This is a genomic window from Microbacterium sp. CGR1 (assembly GCF_051062835.1).
Taxonomy (GTDB): Bacteria; Actinomycetota; Actinomycetes; order Actinomycetales; family Microbacteriaceae; genus Microbacterium.
The window spans coordinates 955,642-976,934 of the sequence record NZ_JAOTPG010000001.1 but is presented as its reverse complement, the minus strand read 5'-3'; the positions used below and the strand labels follow the sequence as shown (position 1 = coordinate 976,934).

Here is a 21,293-nt window from a genome sequence, read left to right as displayed (position 1 = left end):
ACTTCGAAAGTAGGCGCGCTTCAGTACTCCGCCTTGATCGCAACCGTGATCATCGCCGCGGTTGTGGGAGTCTGGTCCTTCGCGTTCCCGCAGTCGTTCTACGACCATTTTCCTTCCGTTCTCGGGGAGTGGATCTCGCAAGACGGCCCGTACAATGAGCACTTGGTGAGGGACCACGGGGCGATGTACCTCGCTCTCGGAGCAGCCAGCGTGGCGGGATTCTTCTGGCGCGAGCAGGCTGTCTACCGGGTATTGGGTATCGCGTGGACCGTCTTCGGCGTTCTGCACTTCTCGTACCACGTCACTCACCTCGGCCACATGTCAGCCTCAGACGCGACCAGCCAGGTCATCGTTCTCATCGTTGCGGTGGTGCTCGGCGTCGGACTGTTCATCCCGCCCCGGGCGCGACGGTCGAAAACCGGTGGCTGAGCGATGAGGATCGCCATAGCCGGAGGAACAGGCACGGTCGGGAGTCACGTGTCACGAATCGCTGCGGAGCGGGGCCACGAAGTCGTGGTTCTCGCGCGCAGCCGAGGAATGGACTTCTTGACGGGCGCGGGGCTGACGAAAGCCCTCGAAGGAGTGGACTGCGTCATCGACGTTTCCAACATCACGACGCTTTCCGCTGTGACGGCGACACAGTTCTTCGTTGCCGTCACAGGAAACCTCGAAACGGCCGAGACGGAAGCGGGCGTGGGACACCACGTACTGCTCTCCGTGGCTGGTATCGATGCGATCAACTCGTCGTACTATGCGGGCAAGCTGGCACAGGAGCATGCCGTGCGTGCAGCTCGGACTCCTCACACGATCGTGCGGACTGCGCAGTTTCACGAGTTCGCCGAGCAAGTCGTCCGGCAGACATCATTCGCCGGTCTTGCCCTAGTCCCGCGGACTCTTACTCGGCCGGTCGCCGCTCGAGACGTCGCTCGCAGACTCGTGAATTCCGCCGAGGCGGGGCCGCGCGAGAGCCTTCCCGATCTTGTCGGCCCGAAGGACGACACGCTCATTAGTATGGTGCGGCGAATGATCGAGTTCGATGGCGCTTCAAGAAAAGCCATCGAACTGAGACTCCCCGGTCGCTATGCGCGCGGGCTTGCCTCTGGTTCCTTGCGCGGATCCGCTGATAGGGAACAGTCCGCTCTGACGTTCAACAAGTGGCTCACCACCCCAGACCACACCCGGAGCCATTGAAGAGCTGAGCCGCACGGCAACAGGTCGATCGAACGGGCTGCGAACGAGGAAAGCAGAGGTGCTACCGATGGATCAGGTGGTTATCGCTTTCGGTCTACTTCTCGCGGTGGTGGCCGCTTTCGTCACGAATCGCCTGCCGCCGGTCCTCGTTGCAGCCGCCGTGCCGATCGCGCTGTGGGCAACCGGGCTGTTGACGCTGGAAGAGTCGTTCGCTGGTTTCGGAGATCCACTCGTCATCTTCATCGCTGCCCTTTTCATCGTCGGCGAAGCACTCGTTGCCACCGGTGTGACGGCATGGCTTGGTAAGCAGATTCTGAGGCGGGCGGGGAGACGTCGTGGTCGTCTCACACTCGTGATCGGTTTCGCAGCCGCATGCTTGGCTGCTTTGATCAGTATCAACGGCGCCGTCGCCGCGCTGCTCCCGATCGTGGTTGTCGTCGCGGTTCGAGCGGGCATCGTGCCCTCGAGGATGCTGATTCCACTTGCATTCGCCGCGAGCGCCGGCTCCCTCCTCACACTTACCGGCACTCCCGTAAACGTCGTCGTATCCGACATCGCGGCACAGTCCGGTGGACGCGAGTTCGGCTTCTTCGAGTTCGCGCTGGTGGGTGTTCCGCTCGTCGTTTTGACGATCGGCTTCACGGCTGCGCTGGGAGGGACCCTGCTGCCGCATCGAGTGGCGGAACGTCTCGACGAACAGGCGAGCGATCCCGAGGAGAGCGCTAGAGCATGGGGCGCAACGTATGACGTGGAGGTGGGACCTGGCCATCATTTCGGTCCGGATGAGGGTGTCATCGAGATCCTGATCGCACCTCGATCAACACTCATCGGACGCCGTGTGAGCCCGGGTATGCGCACCCGTCATGAAAACTTGGTGGTCTTGGCCCACAGCAGGTTGGGCGACGGCAGAGCATCGGATCCTGATACTGACGGTGTCGTCCTCCGTGCTGGTGATTCGGTGCTTGTCCATGGGCCTTGGGAGTCGTTGCACCGCTACGCGGCATCGTCAGATGTCATCGCCGTGACGTCCCCGCGATCGCTTCAGCGTGGTGTCCCTCTCGGACATGGCGCTCGTCGTGTGCTGACCATTCTGGTGACGATGATCGTGCTTCTTGCAACCGGACTCATTCCGGCCGTGATGGTCGGACTACTCGCCGTCGGCGCGCTAATCATCACTCGAGTCCTCACACCGCTTCAGGCGTTTCGCTCGGTGTCATGGGAGTCGGTCGTCCTCATCGCCTGCATGATTCCCTTGTCAACCGCGTTCATCGCCACCGGGGCGGCCGATGTCGTCGCGACCGGTCTTCTCGCGCTGGTCGGGACCGCCGCCCCACAGCTCGCATTGCTGGCGATCTGCATCGTGACGGTTCTGTTGGGGATGTTCATGTCGAACGTCGCGACGGTACTTGTCGTCGCGCCTGTGGCCGTCGCTGTCGCCGCCACACTTGAACTGAGCATCCTTCCGTTCATGATGGCGTTGACTGTCAGCGGCGCGGCGGCTTTCTTGACCCCGGTTTCTACGCCCGTGAATCTCATGGTCATGCAGCCGGGCGGATACCGCTTCGGCGACTACTGGAGGGCAGGGCTGCCGCTGACGGTCCTGTACGTCGCTGTCGCCGTCCTCTACGTTCCGCTCGTCTGGCCGTTCTGACGCACCGTGCTCACATCTGCGGCGGCTGCGTCGTCACATATTTGAGAGAGAGAAGGTAGCACCGTGAAGGACATCGTGATCGTCGGCGGCGGGTATGCGGGTTTTTACACCGCCTGGAAGTTGGAGAAGAAGCTCCGCTCGAGCGAAGCACGCGTCACAGTCATCGACCCTCGGCCGTACATGACGTATCAGCCCTTTCTTCCCGAAGTGGCCGCGGGCTCAGTGGAAGCGCGTCATGTCGCAGTTCCACTGCGACGGCACCTTCGACGCACGCGACTCATCGCCGGAGCCGTCACGCGAATCGATCATGCGTCTCGCACCGTGACCGTCACTCCCAAAGACGGCGGACCGTTTCCGATCAGCTACGACATCATCGCGGTAACCGCCGGTGCCGTCACTCGTACTTTCCCCATCCCAGGTCTTCTCGAGGAGGCGATTGGGTTGAAGCAGATCGAGGAGGCGGTCGCAATCCGTGACCACATCATGACGGCCTTCGATCGAGCGTCTGTTTTGCCGGCGGGACCAGAACGCAGCAAACTCCTCACCGTCACGTTCGTTGGCGGCGGCTTCTCCGGCGTCGAGGGCTTCGGGAAGACGTTGTCTTTGGCTATGGCTCTCCTAAAGTCTTACCCTGAGCTCGCCCCCACCGATATCGCCTTCCATCTCGTCGAAGCACAGGGCCGGATTCTCCCTGAGGTGACCGCAGGCCCGGGGCGTTGGGTAGTGCGTCACCTGGAGAAGCGCGGTGGCCGGATCCACTTGAACGCTCAACTGCAGTCTGCCGTGGGTGGGCACGTCGTGCTCTCCACCGGCGAGGAATACGACAGCGGACTCATCGTCTGGGTCGCAGGCAATGCAGCGAACCCGGTTGTCGCGACCCACACCGATTTGCCTCTCAACGAGCGCGGTCTCGTACGCGTTCGAGCCGACCTTCGCGTCGAGGACGCCGACGGTGTCGTTGTCACGGATGCGTGGGCGGCGGGGGATGATGCGGCTGTGCCCGACCTGGTGGCGCCGAGGGCCGGAGCGCTTGCTGTCCCGAACGCTCAGCACGCTGTGCGCCAGGGCAAACGTCTCGCCAAGAACCTCATCGCGACGCTCAGAGGGCAAGAGCCGGCTGACTACGTCCACCACAACCTCGGCGTCGTCGCCACCCTCGGGCTGGGGCGGGGAATCTTCCAGTACAAGAAGATCGTCATCACCGGATTTCCGGCATGGGTGATGCACCGCGGTTATCACGTGTTGGCGGTTCCGACGTGGGAGCGGAAGTTCCGCGTGCTTCTCATCTGGATCAGTGCCGTCTTCGCGGGTCGCGACATCACCTCCCTCGCGTCTGTGAAAGACCCTCGCCGCGCCTTCCTCACCGGTGGGAAGGTGGACGAGTGACGGCCAGTGGGGATCCTCATCGCATGTCCGAGCCAGATGGGCAGGACGAGAGTCTGCTCGATGTCTTCGCGGAGCGACGACGACTCGTAGCGATCGGCTACCGCATGCTCGGAACGATCGCCGAGGCAGAAGATGCCGTGCAGGAGACGTACATCCGCTGGTACCGGATGACTGATGCGGAACGAGCCGCGGTCGCCAACAAGCAAGGATGGCTGACACGGGTCATGAGCCGAGTCTGTCTCGACGTCCTCGGTTCCGCACGCGTTCGGCGGGAGAAGTACATCGGCGAATGGCTGCCGGAGCCTGTTCCCTCCGACTTGTTCTCGGGCCACGCGCTTGCGGCATCGAGCGCGAACGCGGATCCGCTGGACAAGGTGTCTCTCGATGAAGAAGTCAGCACGGCGCTGTTGATCGTCATGGAGAGTATGACTCCCGCGGAGAGGGTCGCCTTCGTGCTGCACGACGTCTTCGCCGTGCCGTTTGATGAGATCGCCACCATCGTCGGACGCAGCACTCCGGCCGTCCGGCAACTAGCCGCTTCAGCACGTCGACGTGCACGCGAGCACGATGTCGTTCCCGGTCGCACACGCGAGCACGACGAGGTCATCGTGGCTTTCGCGGCAGCATGCGCGGACGGGGACCTGGTGCCATTGATGGCGATGCTGGACCCGTCTGTCACCCTCCGGGCAGATGGCGGAGGGATTGTGAACTCTGCCCGCCGTCCGGTTCTCGGAGTGTCGAACGTGGCCCGCTTCATGATTGGGATGCTGCAGAAGCGGCCGTCGCTCGTCATGGATCAGCAGAGGACCGGTGACGGCATCGCTCTCGTGATGAGAGATCAAGGGCACCCCAGAGGCGTGATGAACATCAAGGTCAGAGGCGGCTTGGTTACCGACGTATGGCTCCAGGTCAATCCCGCGAAGCTCAGCGCGTGGCGAGCGAGGCACTGACCTCACAAAACCGCGCCCCGGATCGTCATGATGATGAGCCGACAGGTGTCGGACGGGAAGGGAACATCCAATGAAGATCCTGATCATCGGCGGCAACGGACATGTCGGCACACGCCTCACTGCGCGCCTCCGCGAACTCGGACACGAAGTCACGGCCGCCTCGCGCGGGAACGGTGTCGACGCTCTCACCGGTCGAGGCCTGGGAGAGGCGATGGAGAACGTTGACGCCGTCGTCGACGTCCTCAACACGATGGAGATGGATGCCGCGGCAGCGACTGCTTTCTTCCGTGGAACCACAGAACGCGTCCTCGCCGCCGAGCACTCTACCGGCGTACGCCACCACGTGCTGCTCTCCGTGGTGGGCGCCGACCGCGCGCTCGCGAACGGATACTACGCGGGCAAGGTCTCACAGGAAGACGCTGTCCGCGACGGCGACATCCCGTTCACGATCGTCCGCGCAACTCAATTTCATGACTTCGTGCCGACGATCGCCGACTGGCTCACCGTCGACGGAGCGGTCAACGCGCCGCGGATGAAGCTTCAGCCGGTTGATGTGGACGACGTGGTCGAGCTGCTGGCTGAGATCGCTCAGGGCGCACCGCTCAATGGCACCGTCGATCTGGCCGGGCCAGAAGTTTTCACTCTCGACGAGCTCCTGCGCTCGTCGCTTTCGCTGGCAAACGATGAACGTCCGGTCGTGACGGTAGAGGGTACGGCTCTCGGCGCTGACGCTCTTGACTCCCTCGTGCCGCTCGGAGACCATCGCAGCGGCAAGACCCGCTACCCGTCCTCGACATCGCTGTGAGGCGAACGCCAGTTATCCGGAATAGATTCCGGATAACTGGCGTTTCCAGTTCATGTCCGCATGACGCGGCCACTGACAGGAAGAAGCAGCATGTACGACAACGACCACCAGTCCCCGCGCGACATCGTTGTGATCACGGGTGCGAATGGGTATTTGGGAAGCCACCTTGTGGCCCAAGCGCTAGAAGCTGGATACCGAGTGCGCGCAACGGTTCGTGAGGATCGGCGCGGCGATGAGCTACGTGAGGATCTGACACGCGCAGGACGGGCCTCGCTCGAGAACTTGGAGATCGTCCTCGCGGAGCTTGATGCAGACGCGGGGTGGGCCGGCGCAATGGAAGGGGCCAGATTCGTGCTGCACGCCGCGTCACCCTTCCCTGCATCCGCGCCCGCTCATGAGGATGAAGTCATTGCTCCAGCACGAGACGGAGCGATTCGTGTCCTTCGAGCTGCGCGAGACGCCGGTGTAGAGCGGACGGTTATGACTTCGTCGTTCGCTGCGGTCGGATACTCACCGAAGGAGTCTGCGTCTTACACGGAAGCTGATTGGACTCATCCCGAGGGGGATCTCCAGCCCTACATCAAATCGAAGGTTGTTGCGGAACGCGCGGCATGGGACTTCGCTACGACGAACCCCGGGTTCGATCTCGTCGTGATCAATCCGGTCGGAATCTTCGGGCCTGCGCTCGGGCCGAAGCTCTCGACGTCCGTGGGGTTCGTCAAGGCGATGCTCGATGGCGCCATGAAGAGCGTGCCGAGGCAGCACTTCGGTGTGGTGGATGTGCGTGACACAGCTGCGCTGCATCTGGCCGCGTTGACCCACCCCGCTGCCGCCGGCGAGCGATTCCTCGCTGTCGCCGATGGACCGTCCGTGAGCTTCTTGGACGTCGCAATGATGCTCAAGGAGTCGCTCGGTGAGCGCGCATCTCGCGTCCCCGATGTGGAAGACAGCATGAGCAGCGACGGATCGGATGCCGCAACGATTCCGTTGATCAGCAACGCCAAGGCGAAGCAGGTTCTCGGATGGGTGCCGCGTCCGGTGCGAGATACCATCGTCGCGACAGCGGATTCACTGACGGGACTCGGTCTCCTCGATCAGTGAGTCGCGGGCGAGCGGTGCTATAAACGGGCTACACCCTTTGCCCAGACGAAAGCGGACGCATGAGCTCGACCAGCCGACCACTTCGGGTGGACGCGCGTGCAAACCGAGCCCGTGTGCTCGAGGCCGCGCTCCGAGTGTTCGCGCAGCGTGGCGGCGACGCCAGCTTCACAGATATTGCTAAGGAAGCTGGCGTGGGGGTCGGCACGGTCTACCGTCATTTCCCGACGCGAGAGGATCTCATCGATGCCGCTTACGCGGACGAGATCCGATCACTGACCGATGCCGTCCCTCAATTACTCCTGCAGATGGAACCGCGGCAAGCCCTGAGACGCTGGATGGACCTGTTTGCCGCGTACCTCGGAGTGAAGAGCAACCTGATCGCGTCCGGAGGATCCAGCGCCTTCGCAAGTGGCACCCACGCACACAGCCGCGAGCAGAACATCGCGGCTGTGGCGATGATCCTTGGCGCGCGAGACGATGCGACACCGAGGCTCACGGCCGAGGAGTTGCTGTTGTCGACAGGGGGCATCATCCTGACCACTGACTCCCCGGATCTGGTGACCCAGCGAGCAAGGATGCTGGACTTCTTGGCAGAGTCGGTCTGGACTAAGTCGCGCGCGTAAGTGCGGCCGACGGGTGGGCCCGCATCGGCGAGTGGCTCACTCCGGACATGGCTCGTTGCGATCAGGATGGACTTACAGCGGCGCGAGCGCCGTCAAAGCGAGTGAAGAGGAATGCATTGATGCCAGGCCTACCCGAGCACAGCTCCGACACTGCGGCGCGCATCCTTGCGGCCGCCAGCGATCTCCTTCTCCGACGAGGCGAACGTGCCGTAACCATCGCGGAAGTCGCCCAGCGCGCGAAAGTCGGCAAGGGCACGGTCTACCTCTACTGGGCGAGTCGAACGGACCTGATCTTTGGATTGATCGCTCGCGACTTCTTGGCTTTAGCTGAGGAGTTCACTCGGAAGTTCAGCGCCGATCCTGATCTCGCGCGCCCGTCTCGTCTTTTCCCGGAGTTGCTGAGAACTGCGCCGGGACGGCCTTTCGTTCGTGCCGTCCTGTTGGAAGACGAAGACCTTCTCGGGGTTCTGGCTGCCGACCCACGGTCGAAAGCCATCACGGATGCGCTCGGCCCGGAGAAGTTGATGATGGCCGTCCTGCCATCGTGGCGCGCAGGCTCTCTCGCGAGCGACGACTGGACATTGGAAGACCAGGCCTACGCTGTGCTGGCCGTGTTCCGAGGATTTCTCTTCAGTCACGAACTTGAGGCCGATGGTGACGCACAGGTTGATACACCGGAGATCTTCGGAAGAAGTATGGCGGCGGTTCTGGGGGAGAAGCGTGCGGCTCCCGGTGAGGTGACAGCGGCTAGTGAAACGATCATCCGCTACCTCGAAGAAGGTACGGATCTCGTGCTCAGCAAGATCGCCTCGTAGGCCAGAAGGAGAGTAAACTGACCATATGACCAAAACAGTCAGTTACTCAGAATCCATCCAACTTCCCCAACGTCGTGCTCTCGTGGTGGGAATGGGGGTGACTGGACTTGCTACCGCGGGGCGCCTGGCTGCCGCCGGTTGGGAGCCAGTCCTCATCGAACGCTCCGCGGATCGTAGGCGTGGCGGGTACTTCATCTGTCTCTTCGAAGCGGGACGGTATGCCGCCGAACGACTCGGGATCCTTCCGTTCCTCCATGACCGCAATCCGCAGGGACGCACTTTTCTCACGGATCGGAAACTGCGGTCCCAGCGTGCGCTCGGACTCAAAGACCTTCCCGGTTCGCCTTGGATGCTGTTGCGCAGCGATGTCGAAGACGCGGCTTTCGAAGCGCTTCCTGACGACGTCGAGATCCGGTACTCGACTGTTCCGGTGTCTGTGGACGCTGATGGAGATGGGGTCGATGTCACTCTCCGCAACCTCGCGAACGGTTCGGAGCGAACCGAGAGGTTCGACCTCGTGGTCGGAGCTGACGGCGTGAGGTCGTCCGTGCGACGACTGGTGTTCGGACCCGACGAGGATTTCCTGCAATCGTTCGGGTACATGATCTACGCCTTCCAGTACGAGGGTCAGCCTCGAGGGATGCGGACGGGTCAGAGCCTCACCCTCGTGGAACCGGACCGTGCCCTGTGGGGGTTCGGGTTCTCCGACCACGACCCGACCATGATGCTGAGCTATCGCACGCACGACCCCGCGGGAGAACGCGCCAAGATGCCTGCTGAACGGCTACGCGAGGTGTTCAGCGACAGCCCACTCGGCGAGACTCTCAGCGATGTGCTCGAAGCAGCGGAACACGCGCCTTCACCTCTGTGGGACACGGTCGAGCAAGTACACATGCCGCGCTGGCACCGCGGAAGAGTGGTTCTGGTCGGCGATGCCGCGTGGTGCGTGACTCTGTTTGCGGGGATGGGAGTGTCCGCGGGACTGATCGGGGCCGACGTCCTGGGATCTGCTCTAGAGCGGCACCCGGAGGATGTCGACCAAGCCCTCTCTCACTGGGAAGAAACGATGCGCCCGACGATCGAGAACTATCAGCAGATCGGCGTCACCCAGCAGGATCTCTTCGTCCCGAGAAACCGTCGCCAGATCGCCCTTCGGCACGTGATCGCGTGGTTGTCGCGTCGACGCTACGGGCACGTCGTCCTCGATCGACTGCTGCACGGTGAAGCCGACTCGCGTACCACTGATGTCGTTCTCCCTCCGGCGCCCTCATCCAACAACGGAGAGCACATGCTTGTCGCCTGATCGTGCACATCGGCCTCGTGTAGCCGACGAAGATGAGCGCACCTCACACCTGTGGTGTCTGCATCGTCAATACTTCGAGGCATACCTCGATCGCCTCACCACGAAGGGAAATCCATGAAGATTGCAATCGCAGGTGGAACTGGCACCGTGGGGCGTCACGCCGTGAGCTCGGCGCAGCAGCGCGGTCACGAGGTCGTCGTCCTCTCGCGCAAGAACGGTGTCGATGTCATCGACGGCACCGGCCTAGATCAAGCGCTCGTCGGAGTGGATGTGGTCGTCGATGTCCTCAACACCACCACGCTTTCCACCAAGAAGGCCGTGAACTTCTTCAGCACCGTTACGCGAAACCTTCTGGCCGCAGAAGCACGGGCCAGCGTCTCACATCACGTGGCGCTGTCGATTGTGGGCATCGATTCGATCGACACCTCGTACTATGCGGGAAAACTGGCTCAAGAGCGCCTCATCCTTGCGTCCGATGTGCCGCACACCATTGCCCGCGCGGCGCAGTTTCACGAGTTCGCCCAGCAGATTGCCTCTCAGACGACAGTAGGACCCGTCACCCTCGTTCCGAGAACTCTTTCGCGTCCCGTGGCCGCGTTCGAGGTGGGCGCCCATCTCATCGAGGTCGCCGAGTCGACGCCTGCAGGGCGCGCGCAAGACCTGATCGGGCCTCAGAACGAGACGCTCGTTGGCATGGTGCGTCGTATGTATGCCCACGACGGCATCTCTCGTCGAGCACTGGACATTCGCTTCCCGGGCTCGTACGGCGCTGGTCTCGCATCGGGGGCGCTGCATGGTGACGAAAGCGTGTCGCGCATCAGCGCAACCACCTTCGACGACTGGCTGGGATCCGCCACCAGAGTCAGGTAAATCGCTACTCCTCTCGTCGCGGCCGACTTAGGCCGTACTCCCATCGGTCGGTGCGAAGCGCAGCGCAGGCAGCGATTTCACGTGCTCTGTGAGTCGATTGACTCTCTCGCTGCACGAGATCCGATCGGGATACTGGCGTCGGAGGTTGTGACTCATGGTGATACTGCTCTGGATATTGAACGGCGTGCTGGCGATAGTGTTCGCCAAGACTGGTTCTTTCAAGCTAAGTCGGTCAAGGGATGATCTTCGCGCGGCCGGTATGGGTTGGGTTGATAGTTTTCCGCGCGGATCCGAGAAGGTAATCGGTTTCGCGGAGATCTTTGGGGCGATCGGATTGGTTGCCCCGCTGCTCACTGGAATCGCGCGAGTTCTCGCTCCGATCTCGGCGCTCGCGCTCATGTTCTTGCTGCTCGGCGCGATCGGGACTCACCTGCGCCGTAAAGAACGTGCGACGTTCCCGCTCGTGCTGGCTGTGTTCTGTCTGCTCAGCGCCGTCCTTGGCTTCGTGGTGATACGCGACTAAGCAAGGCAGCAGAATACCGAGCACGCGATCTCGAGGCCCGTCTACCGTGATCTTGCGGTAGACGGACACTCGATATACCGACGAGCTCTAGAGCTCAGTCCGCGGTCGGGATGTCGCGAACCGGGTAGAGCACGCTCCCCATTCGATACTCGCCGCGAGGGACCATGGCATCGATCGGCCCGTCGCTCTCGACCGTGATCACCTCGCGTGTGTCACCGGATGCGGCGAGGGTTCCGCGCAGCAGGTCGTCCATATGGAAACGCTCCGGCCCCGCGATCTCCACTTCGCCCAGCGGTGGTGCAGTCAGGGCGACCTCGCCCAGCAGCGCTACAAGTTCATCTAGTTCCACGGGCTGAATCAGATCGCGAGGCGCCATCACTTTGCCCTCCACCGTGTGCTGGTCGGCGAGGACCGGAACGTAGCTCTGGAACTGGGTAGAACGCACGATCGTGTAGGGAAGCGTTCCCTCCTTGAGTGCGCGCTCCTGCGCCACCTTGCCGAGGTAGTAGCCGATCTCCGACGCGTCACCTTCTCCGACACCGACGATGGAGAGAAGGATGTGATGCTTGACGCCAGCTCGCTCACCCGCCGCGGACAGTGCTTTAGTCGTCCCCTCGAAGAAGTCAACAGCACCTTCTTTATCGAAACGCCCGGTATTCAGGACGTTGACTATGGTGTCAACGCCTTCGAGCACTTCCGCGACCCCTGTGCCCTGGATGTAGTCCACGCCGTCGTCGAGTCCGCCGGAGACCACCTCCACGCCGTTCTGCTCCAACAGATCTGCGACCTTCGAGCCGACTCGTCCTCGCCCGCCCGCAATTAGCACCTTCACGACTTAATACTCCTTCCGTGAAGCGGTGGTTCCGCCCACAAAGGAGTGACGATTCACGTCGGGATAATGTGAGGACGCCTCGCTCAGCTCGTCTGCGCTGCCGAGGTCAGTGTCGACTGTGAGCGCGAGTTTACGTGTTCTGACGTGTCGACTCGTCGTGTCCGGCAGGCCCTAGGGAATGATTGAGTCGATGTAGCCGCCGTCGACGCGTACCGCGGCACCGGTCGTTGCGGACGCGAGCGGGGATGCGAGGTACGCGACCATGTTCGCGATCTCCTCGGGCTCGATGAGTCGCTGCAGCAGCGACTGCGGACGGTGCAACTTCATGAACTCGCGCTGCGCTTCGTCCCACGGCAGCTCATTGTCGACCAGCTCGTAGACAAAGTCCTCCACGCCGCCGGTGTGGGTCGGGCCGGCGAGCACAGAGTTGACCGTGACGCCGGTGCCCGCAGCTTCCTTCGCGAATCCGCGGGAGACGGCGAGCAACGCCGTCTTCGACATTCCGTAGTGGATCATCTCCGCGGGGATCACGACCGCCGAGTCGCTGGCGATGTTCAGCACCCGGCCCCAGCCGCGCTCCTTCATCCCGGGAAGTGACGAGCGGATCAACCGAACGGATGCGAGCACGTTCACGTCGAAGTAGCGTCGCCACTCGTCGTCAGTGATGTCGAGGGCGGGCGCAGAGCCGAAGATGCCGAGGTTGTTGACGAGGATGTCAACGGGGCCGACGGCAGCGAGCACTGCATCTGCACCATTCGTGTCCGTGACGTCACCGGGGGCCTGGATCAGGTCACGACTCGGATTCTCGCTTTCGAGATCAGCGACGACGGACGCAACTGTTTCAGATGAGCGTCCGTTGATGGCGACACGAGCTCCCGCGTCCGCCAATGTCGCTGCTATCGCTCGCCCAATGCCCTGGGTAGAGCCGGTGACCAGGGCGGCCTTGCCTTCGAGGTCGATGCGCATTTTAGGGTCCCTTCCGCCATTGTGCTGTCTCGTCCGACAACTGGAGTAGCGCTCACGCATATCGGAGACGATTGATGAGCAACGTTACGCCGAAGGTCGTTGTGCGTGTGCCGTGCCGGTTCTGCTCTTCCGGTTAGGGACGAGGTGGCCCGGAACTGATTGCACCTCGACCGGTCTGCACATGGAGCAGCTTTCCGGCGTTCTCCACGGTCGTTGGGACGGCGGCAAAGCGTACTGATGGCGCACTCGTATGGTGTTTCGATGTCCGAGCCAGCCGAGACCAAGGATCTGAGCGAGAAGATGCTGACAGGCAGTCGTGACAGGGCACGCGGGTGAGGCGCGATCCGCGTCTTCTCCCCATCGCCGGGGCGGTATGGGTGGTCGCGCTGCTCGGCGTGTTCGTACCCCCTCGGCGGGGTGGTGCGTGCTCGTCGGGGTCGTCGGGGCATGCGTGGTGCTGGGTGCGATGCTGCGGCGCCGTGCCGTTCGAGCATCGGCGGCGGGCGTGGGGCTCGTCGTGCTCGCAGCTGCGGCGGCGGTGTCGATCACAGTCATGGTCGCGACACCGGCGCGCGAGGGCGCCGCGTCGTGGGACGGACGTGTGGTCGAGGTGACGGGGGAGGTCAGCACCTCGGCGTCGGTCGGTCGGGATGGGCGCCTGTGGATGGAGGTGCAGCTCACGGGCATCGGGTCGCCGGGGTCGGTGCGGGCGGCATCGGCTCCGGTGCGGATCGGCATCGACCCGGCCGACGGGTTCGATCTCGGTGCCACGGTCCGGGTGAAGGGCGAGGCAGCGGCGACGGATCCGGGGGAGAGGGCAGCGCTCGTCGTGTTCGCGAGCGAGGCGTCGGTCGAGGAGCCGGCATCCGGGGTCTTCGCGGTCGCGGCCGGATTGCGCAGCGCCTTCATCGACCGGGCGCAGCGACTTCCCGAGCCCGGAGCGGGCCTGCTTCCCGGACTCGCAGTCGGCGACACCCGCGCGGTGTCGACCGAGCTGAACGATGACATGCGCACCAGCGGTCTCAGCCACCTGACGGCGGTCTCCGGAGCCAACTGCGCGATCGTCGTCGGCGCCGCGTTCTGGCTCGCCGCTCTCTGCGGCGCCGGCCGCAGGACTCGGGTCATCGCGGCGGCCGTGGTGCTGGCCGGCTTCGTCATCCTCGTCACGCCGGAACCCAGTGTGGTCCGGGCCGCGGTGATGGCCGGCGTCGCGATGATGTCGGTGCTCCTCGGGCGTCCGAGGGCGGGGGCAGGGATGCTCGCGCTCAGCGCCGTCGGCATCCTGATCGCCGATCCCTGGCTCGCGTCGACGCCGGGGTTCGCGCTGTCGGTCGCCGCCTCCGGTGCGCTGATCCTGCTCTCGCCGGCGCTCACTCGCGGTCTGGCTCGGTGGATGCCCCAGCCCCTGGCCCTCGCGATCGCGGTGCCGACCGCGGCGCAGCTCGTGTGCGGGCCGGTGATCGCACTGTTCGCCGAACAGCAGTCCCTCGTCGGGCTGGTGGCGAATCTGCTGGCGGCGCCCGCTGCTCCGATCGCCACGATCATCGGACTTCTCGCCTGCCTCGCTGCTCCGATGCCACCCATCGCCGACCTGCTGGCTGCGTCTGCATGGCTGCCGGCCGCGTGGATCGCCCAGACCGCGACGATCAGCGCGCGACTCCCGTTCGCGCAGATCGTGATGGAGCCCGGGATCGGGAGCGCCGCGCTCGTCGCGCTCGTCAGCGCCGCGCTCGGGATCATCCTCTCCGGTGGTTTCCGCAGACGAAGGATCGTTCGGGGGGCGGCGGCCACCGTTCTCGCGCTCGTGCTCGCCCTCGGCGGTGCGCACGTCGTCCTCAACGGGCCCCTGGCGAGTGCGACCACCCCTGACGGGTGGGCGGTCGCCGCGTGCGACGTCGGCCAGGGCGACGCGCTCCTCGTTCGCTCGGAGGGGCAGATCGCGCTCATCGACACGGGCCCTGCACCCGAGCCCCTGGCAGCCTGCCTTCGTGCGCTCGGCATCGATCGGATCGACCTGCTGGTCCTCACGCATTTCGACCTCGATCACGTGGGTGGGATCGAGGCCGTGCAAGGGAGAGCCGACACGGTTCTGCACGGACCCACGGGAGAGATCGGTGACGAGCGGATGCTGCGGCGCCTCGCCGAGGGCGGCGCCACGGTGACGGACGCGGCGGCAGGGATGCACGGCGAGCTCGGAGCGGCATCGTGGCAGGTGCTCTGGCCCCAGCGCGAATCCACGGCTTTCCCACCGGGAAACGACCAGAGTGTGGTGCTCGAAGTGGGAGGGGGAGAGGTGCCGCGATCGCTCTTCCTCGGAGATCTGTCGGCGGAGGCGCAGCGGATGCTGTCGCGCACCGCCCACATTCGGGGGAGCTTCGCGGTGGTCAAGGTCGCACACCACGGGAGCGCCGATCAGGATGCCCAGCTCTACGTCGATCTGCATCCGCTCGTGGCGCTGTTCAGCGCCGGCGTGGACAACGACTACGGCCATCCACGCGCTGAGACACTGGCCTCGCTCGCGGCCACCGGCGCGCGCGTGTTGAGGACCGATCGACAGGGGTTGCTCCTCGTCGGCCTCGACGACAGCGCACTCCAGCTCTGGACCGAGAAGCAACCGCCATGACCGCGAGATCGACGTCGGCGGCCCCCGGTAGGCTGAGATCATGGCTGCTTCTCGTACCCCCTCCCGTGGCGGTGCGAAGACGGTCAAGGTCGCTCAGGTCTCGTGGCGAGAGCCCCGCCCCGCACCCGTCGTTCTGGTCTTCGGGCCCGAAGAGGTCTGCGCAGAGCGTGCGATCGCCGGGGTCCGCGACTATCTGCGCGCCGAAGATCCCGCTCTCGAGGTCAGCGACGTCCGCGCCGACGACTACGCTCCGGGCACGCTGCTCTCGCTCACCTCTCCTTCCCTCTTCGGAGAGCCACGTCTCGTGCGTGTCTCGGGAGTGGAGAAGTGCTCCGACGCCTTCCTGCAGGAGGCCGTGTCGTACCTCGATCACCCGCAGGAGGGTGCCACGGTCATCCTGCGGCACACCGGTGCGAGCGTCCGCGGCAAGAAGCTGCTCGACGCGCTTCGTGCCGGCACGGGCGACGGCATCGAGATCCCGTGCCCCGCGATCAAGCGAGACAGTGACCGTGTCGACTTCGCGGCGGGGGAGTTCAAGGCGGCCAAGAAGCGGATCGCGCCGGCTGCGCTGCGCGCCCTGGTCTCGGCTTTCGCCGACGATCTCACCGAGCTCGCGGCCGCCTGCCAGCAGCTGATCGGCGATGTCGAAGGCGACATCACTGAAGACGTCGTGACCAAGTACTACGGCGGGCGTGTCGAGGTGTCGGCGTTCGTCGTCGCCGACACGGCCATCGCGGGTCGCTACGGCGAAGCCCTCGTCGCGCTCCGCCACGCTTTGGCCTCCGGGGCCGATCCCGTGCCGATGGTGGCCGCGTTCGCGATGAAGCTGCGCACCATGGCGCGTGTCGCCGGAAGCCGCGAGCCGAGCAGGCAGCTCGCGCAGCGCCTCGGTATGAAGGACTGGCAGGTCGACCGTGCGAAGCGCGACCTCGCCGGATGGAACGAGCGCTCCCTCGGGATGGCCATCCAGGCCACCGCCCGCGCAGACGCCGAGGTCAAGGGTGCATCGCGCGACCCGGTCTTCGCGCTCGAGCGCATGCTCACGGTCATCGCCACCCGGCAGCCGTTCGGGGAGTGAGTCTCGTCGCCCGCCGGGGCGACGCCCTCGCGCTGCGACACCGCTCGCCCGTGAATTCGTTGTGCACCCGGGGCACGCGAAAGAGCCCGCCCCGCGAACGGGACGGGCTCTTGTCACACCGACAAGCGGGGGATCGGCTCAGAGAGCGGAAACCTGCTTGGCGATGGAGGACTTGCGGTTCGCAGCCTGGTTCTGGTGGATGACACCCTTGCTGACGGCCTTGTCGAGCTTGCGGGAAGCAGCCTTCAGAGCAGCCTCGGCTGCGGCCTTGTCACCGGAGACGACAGCGGCGCGCGTCGCGCGGATGTGCGTCTTCAGCTCGCTCTTCACGGCCTTGTTGCGCTCGTGAGCCTTGTCGTTGGTCTTGTTGCGCTTGATCTGCGACTTGATGTTTGCCACGTGTGGACGCTTTCTGTACGGAGTTATTAGGAATGCCGGCAGAAGAAGAGGGCTTCCACGCGGCGGTCGTGAGGGAAGAACCCACACGCAAGCCAAGAACCAACTCTACCAGCATCAGGGCGTTTCGCCCTAAACGGTGCTCGGGCCGTGCGCCACGACAGGAACGACACGCGGCGGCGACATCGAGACCGGGTCGCGCACGCGATGGCACCGGGTGCACAATCATCAGTATCCCGACATCCTCGTCGTGACACAGACGTCAAGGAGCGCCATGAGTTCTGCCCTCCCGCCCCGTTCCCGCGCGACGGCGACGACCCCGCAGGCAGCGCCGAGGTGAGCATCCTCAAGAAGGTCGGCGCACGCTGGATGACGGTGTTCACGCTCGCGTGGCTGGCGATCTGGACGGTGCAGCTGACCCCCGTGCAGCTTCTCCTTCCCCTGCAGCTCAACACCTCGGATGACGACTGGATCAGCGGGGTCGTCTCGTCCGGGTTCGTGCTCGGCATCGGCGGACTCGCAGGAATCATCGCCGGCCCCGTCGCGGGCGCCCTCTCCGACCGTGCGGGAGTCGGGCGGCGTCGTCGGCGTCCCTGGGCGATCGGCGGCGTACTCCTCACGGCGGTGTTCCTGGTCGTCACCGGGTTCAGCGAGGGCCCCTGGGCCGTCGGAGGGGCCTGGGTCGGGGTGACGATCGGCGTCGCCGTGTCGTCGGCCGCGTTCACCGCGCTGATCGCCGACCAGCTTCCCGCGACGCAGCGTGGAGCGGCATCCGCAGCCGTGGGCTCGAGCCAGGCGGTGGGAATCGTGCTCGGCGTGGGACTCGTCGTGCTCCTCGGCCTCGGGATCCGCGACGGGTACCTGCTGCTCGCCGCGGTGATCGCGGTGATCGGCACGGGAGCAGCATTGGCCCTGCCCGACCCGCCCGCCCCGAGCGAGGCCGCATCTGCCGACCCCGTGCCGGTCGAGAGCGGCCGTCGGCTCCTCGCATCCTTCCGTGATCGGGACTTCGCCTGGATGCTGTGGGGGCGCCTCGTCACCAACATCGGAAACGCACTCGGCACCGCGCTGTTCCTCTTCTTCCTGCTCCACGGCCTGCACCAGGAGACGGTCGTGGCGCAGGACAACCTGCTGCTGCTGATCGTCGTCTACACGCTGTTCGTCGTGCTCGCGTCGGTGCTCACCGGCATCGTGTCCGACCGCACGGGCAACAGACGCACGCTGACGATTGTGGCCACGCTCGTGCAGGCCGCGTCGGGCGTCGTGATCGCGATCGTGCCGACGTTCGAGGCGACGATGATCGCCGCAGCTCTCATGGGGCTCGGGTACGGAGCGTTCTCGACCGTCGGTCTGGCCTTCGCCGCAGACCTGCTGCCGGACGAGAAGGACCACGCACGCGACCTCGGGATCGTCAACGTGACGGCCGCGCTCGGTCAGCTGATCGGACCTGTCCTCGGCGCGGGCCTCGTGGCGCTCGTCGGCGGTTTCTGGCTCGTGTTCGTCGCTGCCGCCGTGCTGTCGCTGGTGGGCGGCGCGCTCACTGCTCTGGCGCGACAGCCCGTTCGTCAGTACCTAGATGAGGGCCTGACGCAGAACCGGCCTCAGCCCCAGGAGCAGTGAGGCCGGCATCGATCGTGGCGACGGCCAGCCTGACGACGGCGTTGAAGACCTGCGGGCGCATCGCCGTCACGAGGTGCGTCGTCCGAGGAACGATGATGAGCTCGGCATGCGGCGCGAGCCGCTGGAACAGCGCCTCGTTCACCCGAAGCTGGTCCCACTGGCCGTTGACGAACCACAGCGGCACCCGGATGCGGGCGACCGCCGTCGCGAGGTCCAGCGCCGAGAGGTTGCGCAGCGCGGTGTCCTGCGTGTCCAGTGCGTACCCTCCGGCCGCGAAGTCGGAGCGCGTCTCCTCGGGGATCGTCGCCTCCAGGATCCGCTGGGTGAGCCACATCCCCCGGTCGGGCAGGCGATCGACCGCACGGGCGATCACGCGGTACGCGGCGAGTCCCGCGCCGCGGGGGAGCGAGGTGCACGACGCCGCGATCAGCCCCGCCACCGGAGGCTTCTGGGCGCCACCGACATAGGCGAGCGACAGCAGGCCACCCATCGAGTGCCCCACGAGCAGCACGGGCCCGTGCGTCGCCGCGTCTCTCACGGCGGCATCGATCGTATGCAACGCCTCGTGCAGTGTGAAGTCCTCCACCATGCGCGTCCCGTGACCGGGGAGGTCGACGGCGGTGGCCGAGATGCCCTGCTCCTCGAGGAAGACGAGCTGCGATCGCCACATGGTGGCAGACGTGCGGATGCCGTGCACGAAGACGATCTGGACGCTCACGCGTTCAGCATAGAGAAAGCGGGGCCGGTGGATGAACCACCGACCCCGCCTCTCGAAGAACTGATCGAGTCAGTCTTCTCAGGAGTTACTTCTCGTATCCCACGTTCTCCACCGGCGTGATGCCGAAGAGGTCGAGACCCACGTAGGGCTCAGGCGTGAGGTTGGCGAGGCCTTCCTTGACGGTCCAGATCTCCGGGCCGTTGAGGACCGGGATGATGCCCCAGGTCTTCGCGAAGATCTCGGACTCCATCTCCATGGCCTTCTTGGTCTGCTCGACCGGGTCGGAGATCGTCTCGAGCTCCTCGTGGATCATCTTGTCGATCTCCTCGGTGCCGGTGCCCGACAGGTTCAGGCCGCTGTCCGAGCAGTACAGCTGGCAGAACCAGGCAGCACCGAACGGGTCGGACGACGTGAAGTTGAGGAAGAAGATGTCGCCGTTCTGCGTGGTGTAGTCCTCGGCGAAGTCGGCGGACGGACGGGTGTCGATCGTCACCTCGACGCCGACCTCCTTCAGCTGCTGCTGCACGGCCAGGGAACGGGCCCGCGCGGTCTCGGTGTCGGAGTGGACCGGGAAGACGAGCGACAGACGCACGCCGTCCTTCTCACGGACGCCGTCGGAGCCGGCGACCCAGCCGGCGTCATCGAGGAGCTTGTTGGCACCCTCGGTGTCGCCGTCCTTGCGGCCGGCCTCTTCCAGAGCGTTCACGTAGTCGGGCTGGAACGAGAACAGCGTGAGGGACCCGGCGGGCTCCTCGGTGTAGTTCAGGCCGTTGAAGACGATGTCCTTGACCTGCTCGATGTTGATCGCCTCGAAGACGGCCTTGCGGACATCGAGGTCGGCGAGTGCGGGGTTCGACGAGTTGAGCGTGAAGATCGCGTTCGCGGTCGCCTGACCCTTGTAGGTCTTGACGCCGTCGAGGCCCTCGACCTGAGCGAGAAGCTCGGCGCTGCCGGTCTCGGCCATGTCGACCTCGCCGTTGCGCAGAGCGTTGACCGCAGCGGTCGGCTCCATCTGGATGAAGGTCACCTTGTCGAGCAGTGGAGCGTTGCCCCACCACTTCTCGTTCGGGACGAGAGTGACGACGCCGCCGGTCTTGTCGAAGTCCTCGACCGTGTAGGGGCCAGCGCCCCACTCCGGGTGCCAGTCGCCGAGGAACGCCGTGTTGAAGAGCTCAGGCGTGTTGACGGCGGGGTGCAGGAGCTGCGAGTAGACCATCTCGGGCCAGGCGAACTCGCCCTTGAAGGTGACGATGACGTCGCGGTCGTTCTCGCCGGCCTCGACGGACTCGATCTCCTTCCAACCGTCGGTCGCGTTCGGCTGGTACTCCTCGTTGGTGCCGTTGTTGGCTTCCCAGGTGGCCTTGAACGCGGTGACGTCGATCGGAGTGCCGTCGTTCCAGACAGCCTTCTCGTTGACCTTGAAGTGCAGAACGGTCTTGCCGTCTTCGACACCGAACGAGTAGTCGTCGAGGTATGCGTCGTTCTTCTTGACCGTGCCGTCAGGATCCATGAGCAGGATCTGCGGGCGGAACCACGTGCCGACCTGGGTGACGCGAGCGTCGCCGTCGCTGTGGAAGTAGTTCAGCTGCTCGGCGATGTTCGAGATGGGGATGCGGAGTTCGCCGCCCTCTGCGAGGTTCTCACGGGGCTGCGGGTTGTAGTCCGCGCCCTCGACCGTCTGAGCTTCACCTTCGCCGCTGTTGCCGCCGCCGTTGCTTGCCGGTGCACACCCGCTCATGACGAGTGCGAAGGCGGCGCCGAGAGCAGCGATGCCCATCAGCTTCTGATGCCGTTTCATGGTACTCCTTAGTGCCTGTCGGCCTTACTTGGGATAGGGGCAGA

At 64.7% G+C, this 21,293-nt stretch carries 20 protein-coding genes; 15 read left to right on the top strand and 5 right to left on the bottom strand.

Annotated features, from left to right (window positions below; translation table 11 throughout):
* The first annotated feature begins 162 nt into the window (after positions 1-162).
* From OD997_RS04760 to OD997_RS04705, 12 genes are all read left to right on the top strand, one after another.
* On the top strand, positions 163-429 hold the full coding sequence (locus OD997_RS04760; protein WP_434330589.1) for a hypothetical protein: 267 nt from the start codon (positions 163-165) through the stop codon (positions 427-429).
* Positions 430-432: 3 nt separating this feature from the next.
* Positions 433-1,191, top strand: a complete 759-nt coding sequence (locus OD997_RS04755; RefSeq protein ID WP_363520318.1) for an SDR family oxidoreductase — start codon at positions 433-435, stop codon at positions 1,189-1,191.
* A gap of 67 nt (positions 1,192-1,258) precedes the next feature.
* Positions 1,259-2,842: an SLC13 family permease gene (locus tag OD997_RS04750; protein ID WP_434330588.1), complete on the top strand. Its 1,584-nt coding sequence runs from the start codon at positions 1,259-1,261 to the stop codon at positions 2,840-2,842.
* 63 nt (positions 2,843-2,905) lie between these two features.
* Positions 2,906-4,228, top strand: coding sequence for an NAD(P)/FAD-dependent oxidoreductase (locus tag OD997_RS04745; RefSeq protein WP_434330587.1), 1,323 nt, complete (start codon positions 2,906-2,908; stop codon positions 4,226-4,228).
* A gap of 23 nt (positions 4,229-4,251) precedes the next feature.
* Complete coding sequence (sigJ, locus tag OD997_RS04740; protein ID WP_320488602.1) at positions 4,252-5,178, top strand: RNA polymerase sigma factor SigJ; 927 nt, start codon at positions 4,252-4,254, stop codon at positions 5,176-5,178.
* A gap of 70 nt (positions 5,179-5,248) precedes the next feature.
* Positions 5,249-5,983, top strand: a complete 735-nt coding sequence (locus tag OD997_RS04735; protein ID WP_285363244.1) for an SDR family oxidoreductase — start codon at positions 5,249-5,251, stop codon at positions 5,981-5,983.
* Between the two features lie 90 nt (positions 5,984-6,073).
* A complete protein-coding gene (locus OD997_RS04730; protein ID WP_434330585.1) occupies positions 6,074-7,084 on the top strand; it encodes an NAD-dependent epimerase/dehydratase family protein in 1,011 nt (336 codons plus the stop codon).
* 59 nt (positions 7,085-7,143) lie between these two features.
* A complete protein-coding gene (locus tag OD997_RS04725) occupies positions 7,144-7,707 on the top strand; it encodes a TetR/AcrR family transcriptional regulator (protein ID WP_434330584.1) in 564 nt (187 codons plus the stop codon).
* A gap of 119 nt (positions 7,708-7,826) precedes the next feature.
* Positions 7,827-8,522 (top strand): TetR/AcrR family transcriptional regulator, encoded by a 696-nt coding sequence (locus tag OD997_RS04720; protein ID WP_434330583.1) that lies wholly within the window; start codon positions 7,827-7,829, stop codon positions 8,520-8,522.
* 25 nt (positions 8,523-8,547) lie between these two features.
* Positions 8,548-9,825 (top strand): FAD-dependent monooxygenase, encoded by a 1,278-nt coding sequence (locus OD997_RS04715; RefSeq protein WP_434330582.1) that lies wholly within the window; start codon positions 8,548-8,550, stop codon positions 9,823-9,825.
* Positions 9,826-9,939: 114 nt separating this feature from the next.
* Positions 9,940-10,695 carry an SDR family oxidoreductase gene (locus tag OD997_RS04710; protein WP_434330581.1) on the top strand — a complete coding sequence of 252 codons (756 nt, stop codon included), beginning with the start codon at positions 9,940-9,942 and terminating at the stop codon, positions 10,693-10,695.
* 154 nt (positions 10,696-10,849) lie between these two features.
* Positions 10,850-11,218 carry a DoxX family protein gene (locus OD997_RS04705; RefSeq protein ID WP_434330580.1) on the top strand — a complete coding sequence of 123 codons (369 nt, stop codon included), beginning with the start codon at positions 10,850-10,852 and terminating at the stop codon, positions 11,216-11,218.
* A 94-nt stretch (positions 11,219-11,312) separates the two neighbouring features.
* On the opposite strand, the gene OD997_RS04700 is transcribed toward OD997_RS04705, so the two are convergent.
* Both OD997_RS04700 and OD997_RS04695 read right to left on the bottom strand, forming a co-directional pair.
* The gene (locus OD997_RS04700) at positions 11,313-12,050 is read right to left on the bottom strand and encodes an SDR family oxidoreductase (protein ID WP_434330579.1); all 738 of its coding nucleotides are present in this window, start codon (positions 12,048-12,050) and stop codon (positions 11,313-11,315) included.
* A 171-nt stretch (positions 12,051-12,221) separates the two neighbouring features.
* Positions 12,222-13,016, bottom strand: a complete 795-nt coding sequence (locus tag OD997_RS04695) for an SDR family NAD(P)-dependent oxidoreductase (RefSeq protein ID WP_434330578.1) — start codon at positions 13,014-13,016, stop codon at positions 12,222-12,224.
* A gap of 424 nt (positions 13,017-13,440) precedes the next feature.
* Between OD997_RS04695 and OD997_RS04690 the strand changes: the two genes are divergently transcribed.
* Both OD997_RS04690 and holA read left to right on the top strand, forming a co-directional pair.
* Entirely contained in the window at positions 13,441-15,639 is a 2,199-nt protein-coding gene (locus tag OD997_RS04690; protein WP_434330577.1) for a ComEC/Rec2 family competence protein, read from the top strand.
* A 40-nt stretch (positions 15,640-15,679) separates the two neighbouring features.
* On the top strand, positions 15,680-16,717 hold the full coding sequence (gene holA, locus OD997_RS04685) for a DNA polymerase III subunit delta (protein ID WP_434330576.1): 1,038 nt from the start codon (positions 15,680-15,682) through the stop codon (positions 16,715-16,717).
* A gap of 138 nt (positions 16,718-16,855) precedes the next feature.
* Here the strand turns inward: holA and rpsT are convergent, their stop codons facing one another.
* Positions 16,856-17,116 carry a 30S ribosomal protein S20 gene (rpsT, locus tag OD997_RS04680; RefSeq protein ID WP_053096545.1) on the bottom strand — a complete coding sequence of 87 codons (261 nt, stop codon included), beginning with the start codon at positions 17,114-17,116 and terminating at the stop codon, positions 16,856-16,858.
* A gap of 204 nt (positions 17,117-17,320) precedes the next feature.
* Here rpsT and OD997_RS04675 point away from each other — a divergent pair, with 204 nt between their 5' ends.
* Positions 17,321-18,733 carry an MFS transporter gene (locus tag OD997_RS04675; protein WP_434330575.1) on the top strand — a complete coding sequence of 471 codons (1,413 nt, stop codon included), beginning with the start codon at positions 17,321-17,323 and terminating at the stop codon, positions 18,731-18,733.
* On the opposite strand, the gene OD997_RS04670 is transcribed toward OD997_RS04675, so the two are convergent.
* Positions 18,651-19,451, bottom strand: coding sequence for an alpha/beta fold hydrolase (locus tag OD997_RS04670; protein ID WP_434330574.1), 801 nt, complete (start codon positions 19,449-19,451; stop codon positions 18,651-18,653). The genes OD997_RS04675 and OD997_RS04670 overlap by 83 nt on opposite strands.
* A gap of 85 nt (positions 19,452-19,536) precedes the next feature.
* A complete protein-coding gene (locus OD997_RS04665; protein WP_434330573.1) occupies positions 19,537-21,249 on the bottom strand; it encodes an ABC transporter family substrate-binding protein in 1,713 nt (570 codons plus the stop codon).
* Between the last annotated feature and the right edge of the window lie 44 nt (positions 21,250-21,293).

Excerpts from the sequence above, each read along its gene's own strand:
- OD997_RS04750 (WP_434330588.1), top strand. The coding sequence starts at position 1,259 with ATGGATCAGGTGGTTATCGCTTTCGGTCTACTTCTCGCGGTGGTGGCC.
- OD997_RS04665 (WP_434330573.1), bottom strand. The coding sequence starts at position 21,249 with ATGAAACGGCATCAGAAGCTGATGGGCATCGCTGCTCTCGGCGCCGCC.
- OD997_RS04705 (WP_434330580.1), top strand. The coding sequence starts at position 10,850 with ATGGTGATACTGCTCTGGATATTGAACGGCGTGCTGGCGATAGTGTTC.
- OD997_RS04695 (WP_434330578.1), bottom strand. The coding sequence starts at position 13,016 with ATGCGCATCGACCTCGAAGGCAAGGCCGCCCTGGTCACCGGCTCTACC.
- OD997_RS04710 (WP_434330581.1), top strand. The coding sequence starts at position 9,940 with ATGAAGATTGCAATCGCAGGTGGAACTGGCACCGTGGGGCGTCACGCC.
- holA (WP_434330576.1), top strand. The coding sequence starts at position 15,680 with ATGGCTGCTTCTCGTACCCCCTCCCGTGGCGGTGCGAAGACGGTCAAG.
- sigJ (WP_320488602.1), top strand. The coding sequence starts at position 4,252 with ATGTCCGAGCCAGATGGGCAGGACGAGAGTCTGCTCGATGTCTTCGCG.
- OD997_RS04725 (WP_434330584.1), top strand. The coding sequence starts at position 7,144 with ATGAGCTCGACCAGCCGACCACTTCGGGTGGACGCGCGTGCAAACCGA.
- OD997_RS04675 (WP_434330575.1), top strand. The coding sequence starts at position 17,321 with ATGGCACCGGGTGCACAATCATCAGTATCCCGACATCCTCGTCGTGAC.
- OD997_RS04735 (WP_285363244.1), top strand. The coding sequence starts at position 5,249 with ATGAAGATCCTGATCATCGGCGGCAACGGACATGTCGGCACACGCCTC.
- OD997_RS04715 (WP_434330582.1), top strand. The coding sequence starts at position 8,548 with ATGACCAAAACAGTCAGTTACTCAGAATCCATCCAACTTCCCCAACGT.
- OD997_RS04730 (WP_434330585.1), top strand. The coding sequence starts at position 6,074 with ATGTACGACAACGACCACCAGTCCCCGCGCGACATCGTTGTGATCACG.
- OD997_RS04755 (WP_363520318.1), top strand. The coding sequence starts at position 433 with ATGAGGATCGCCATAGCCGGAGGAACAGGCACGGTCGGGAGTCACGTG.
- OD997_RS04720 (WP_434330583.1), top strand. The coding sequence starts at position 7,827 with ATGCCAGGCCTACCCGAGCACAGCTCCGACACTGCGGCGCGCATCCTT.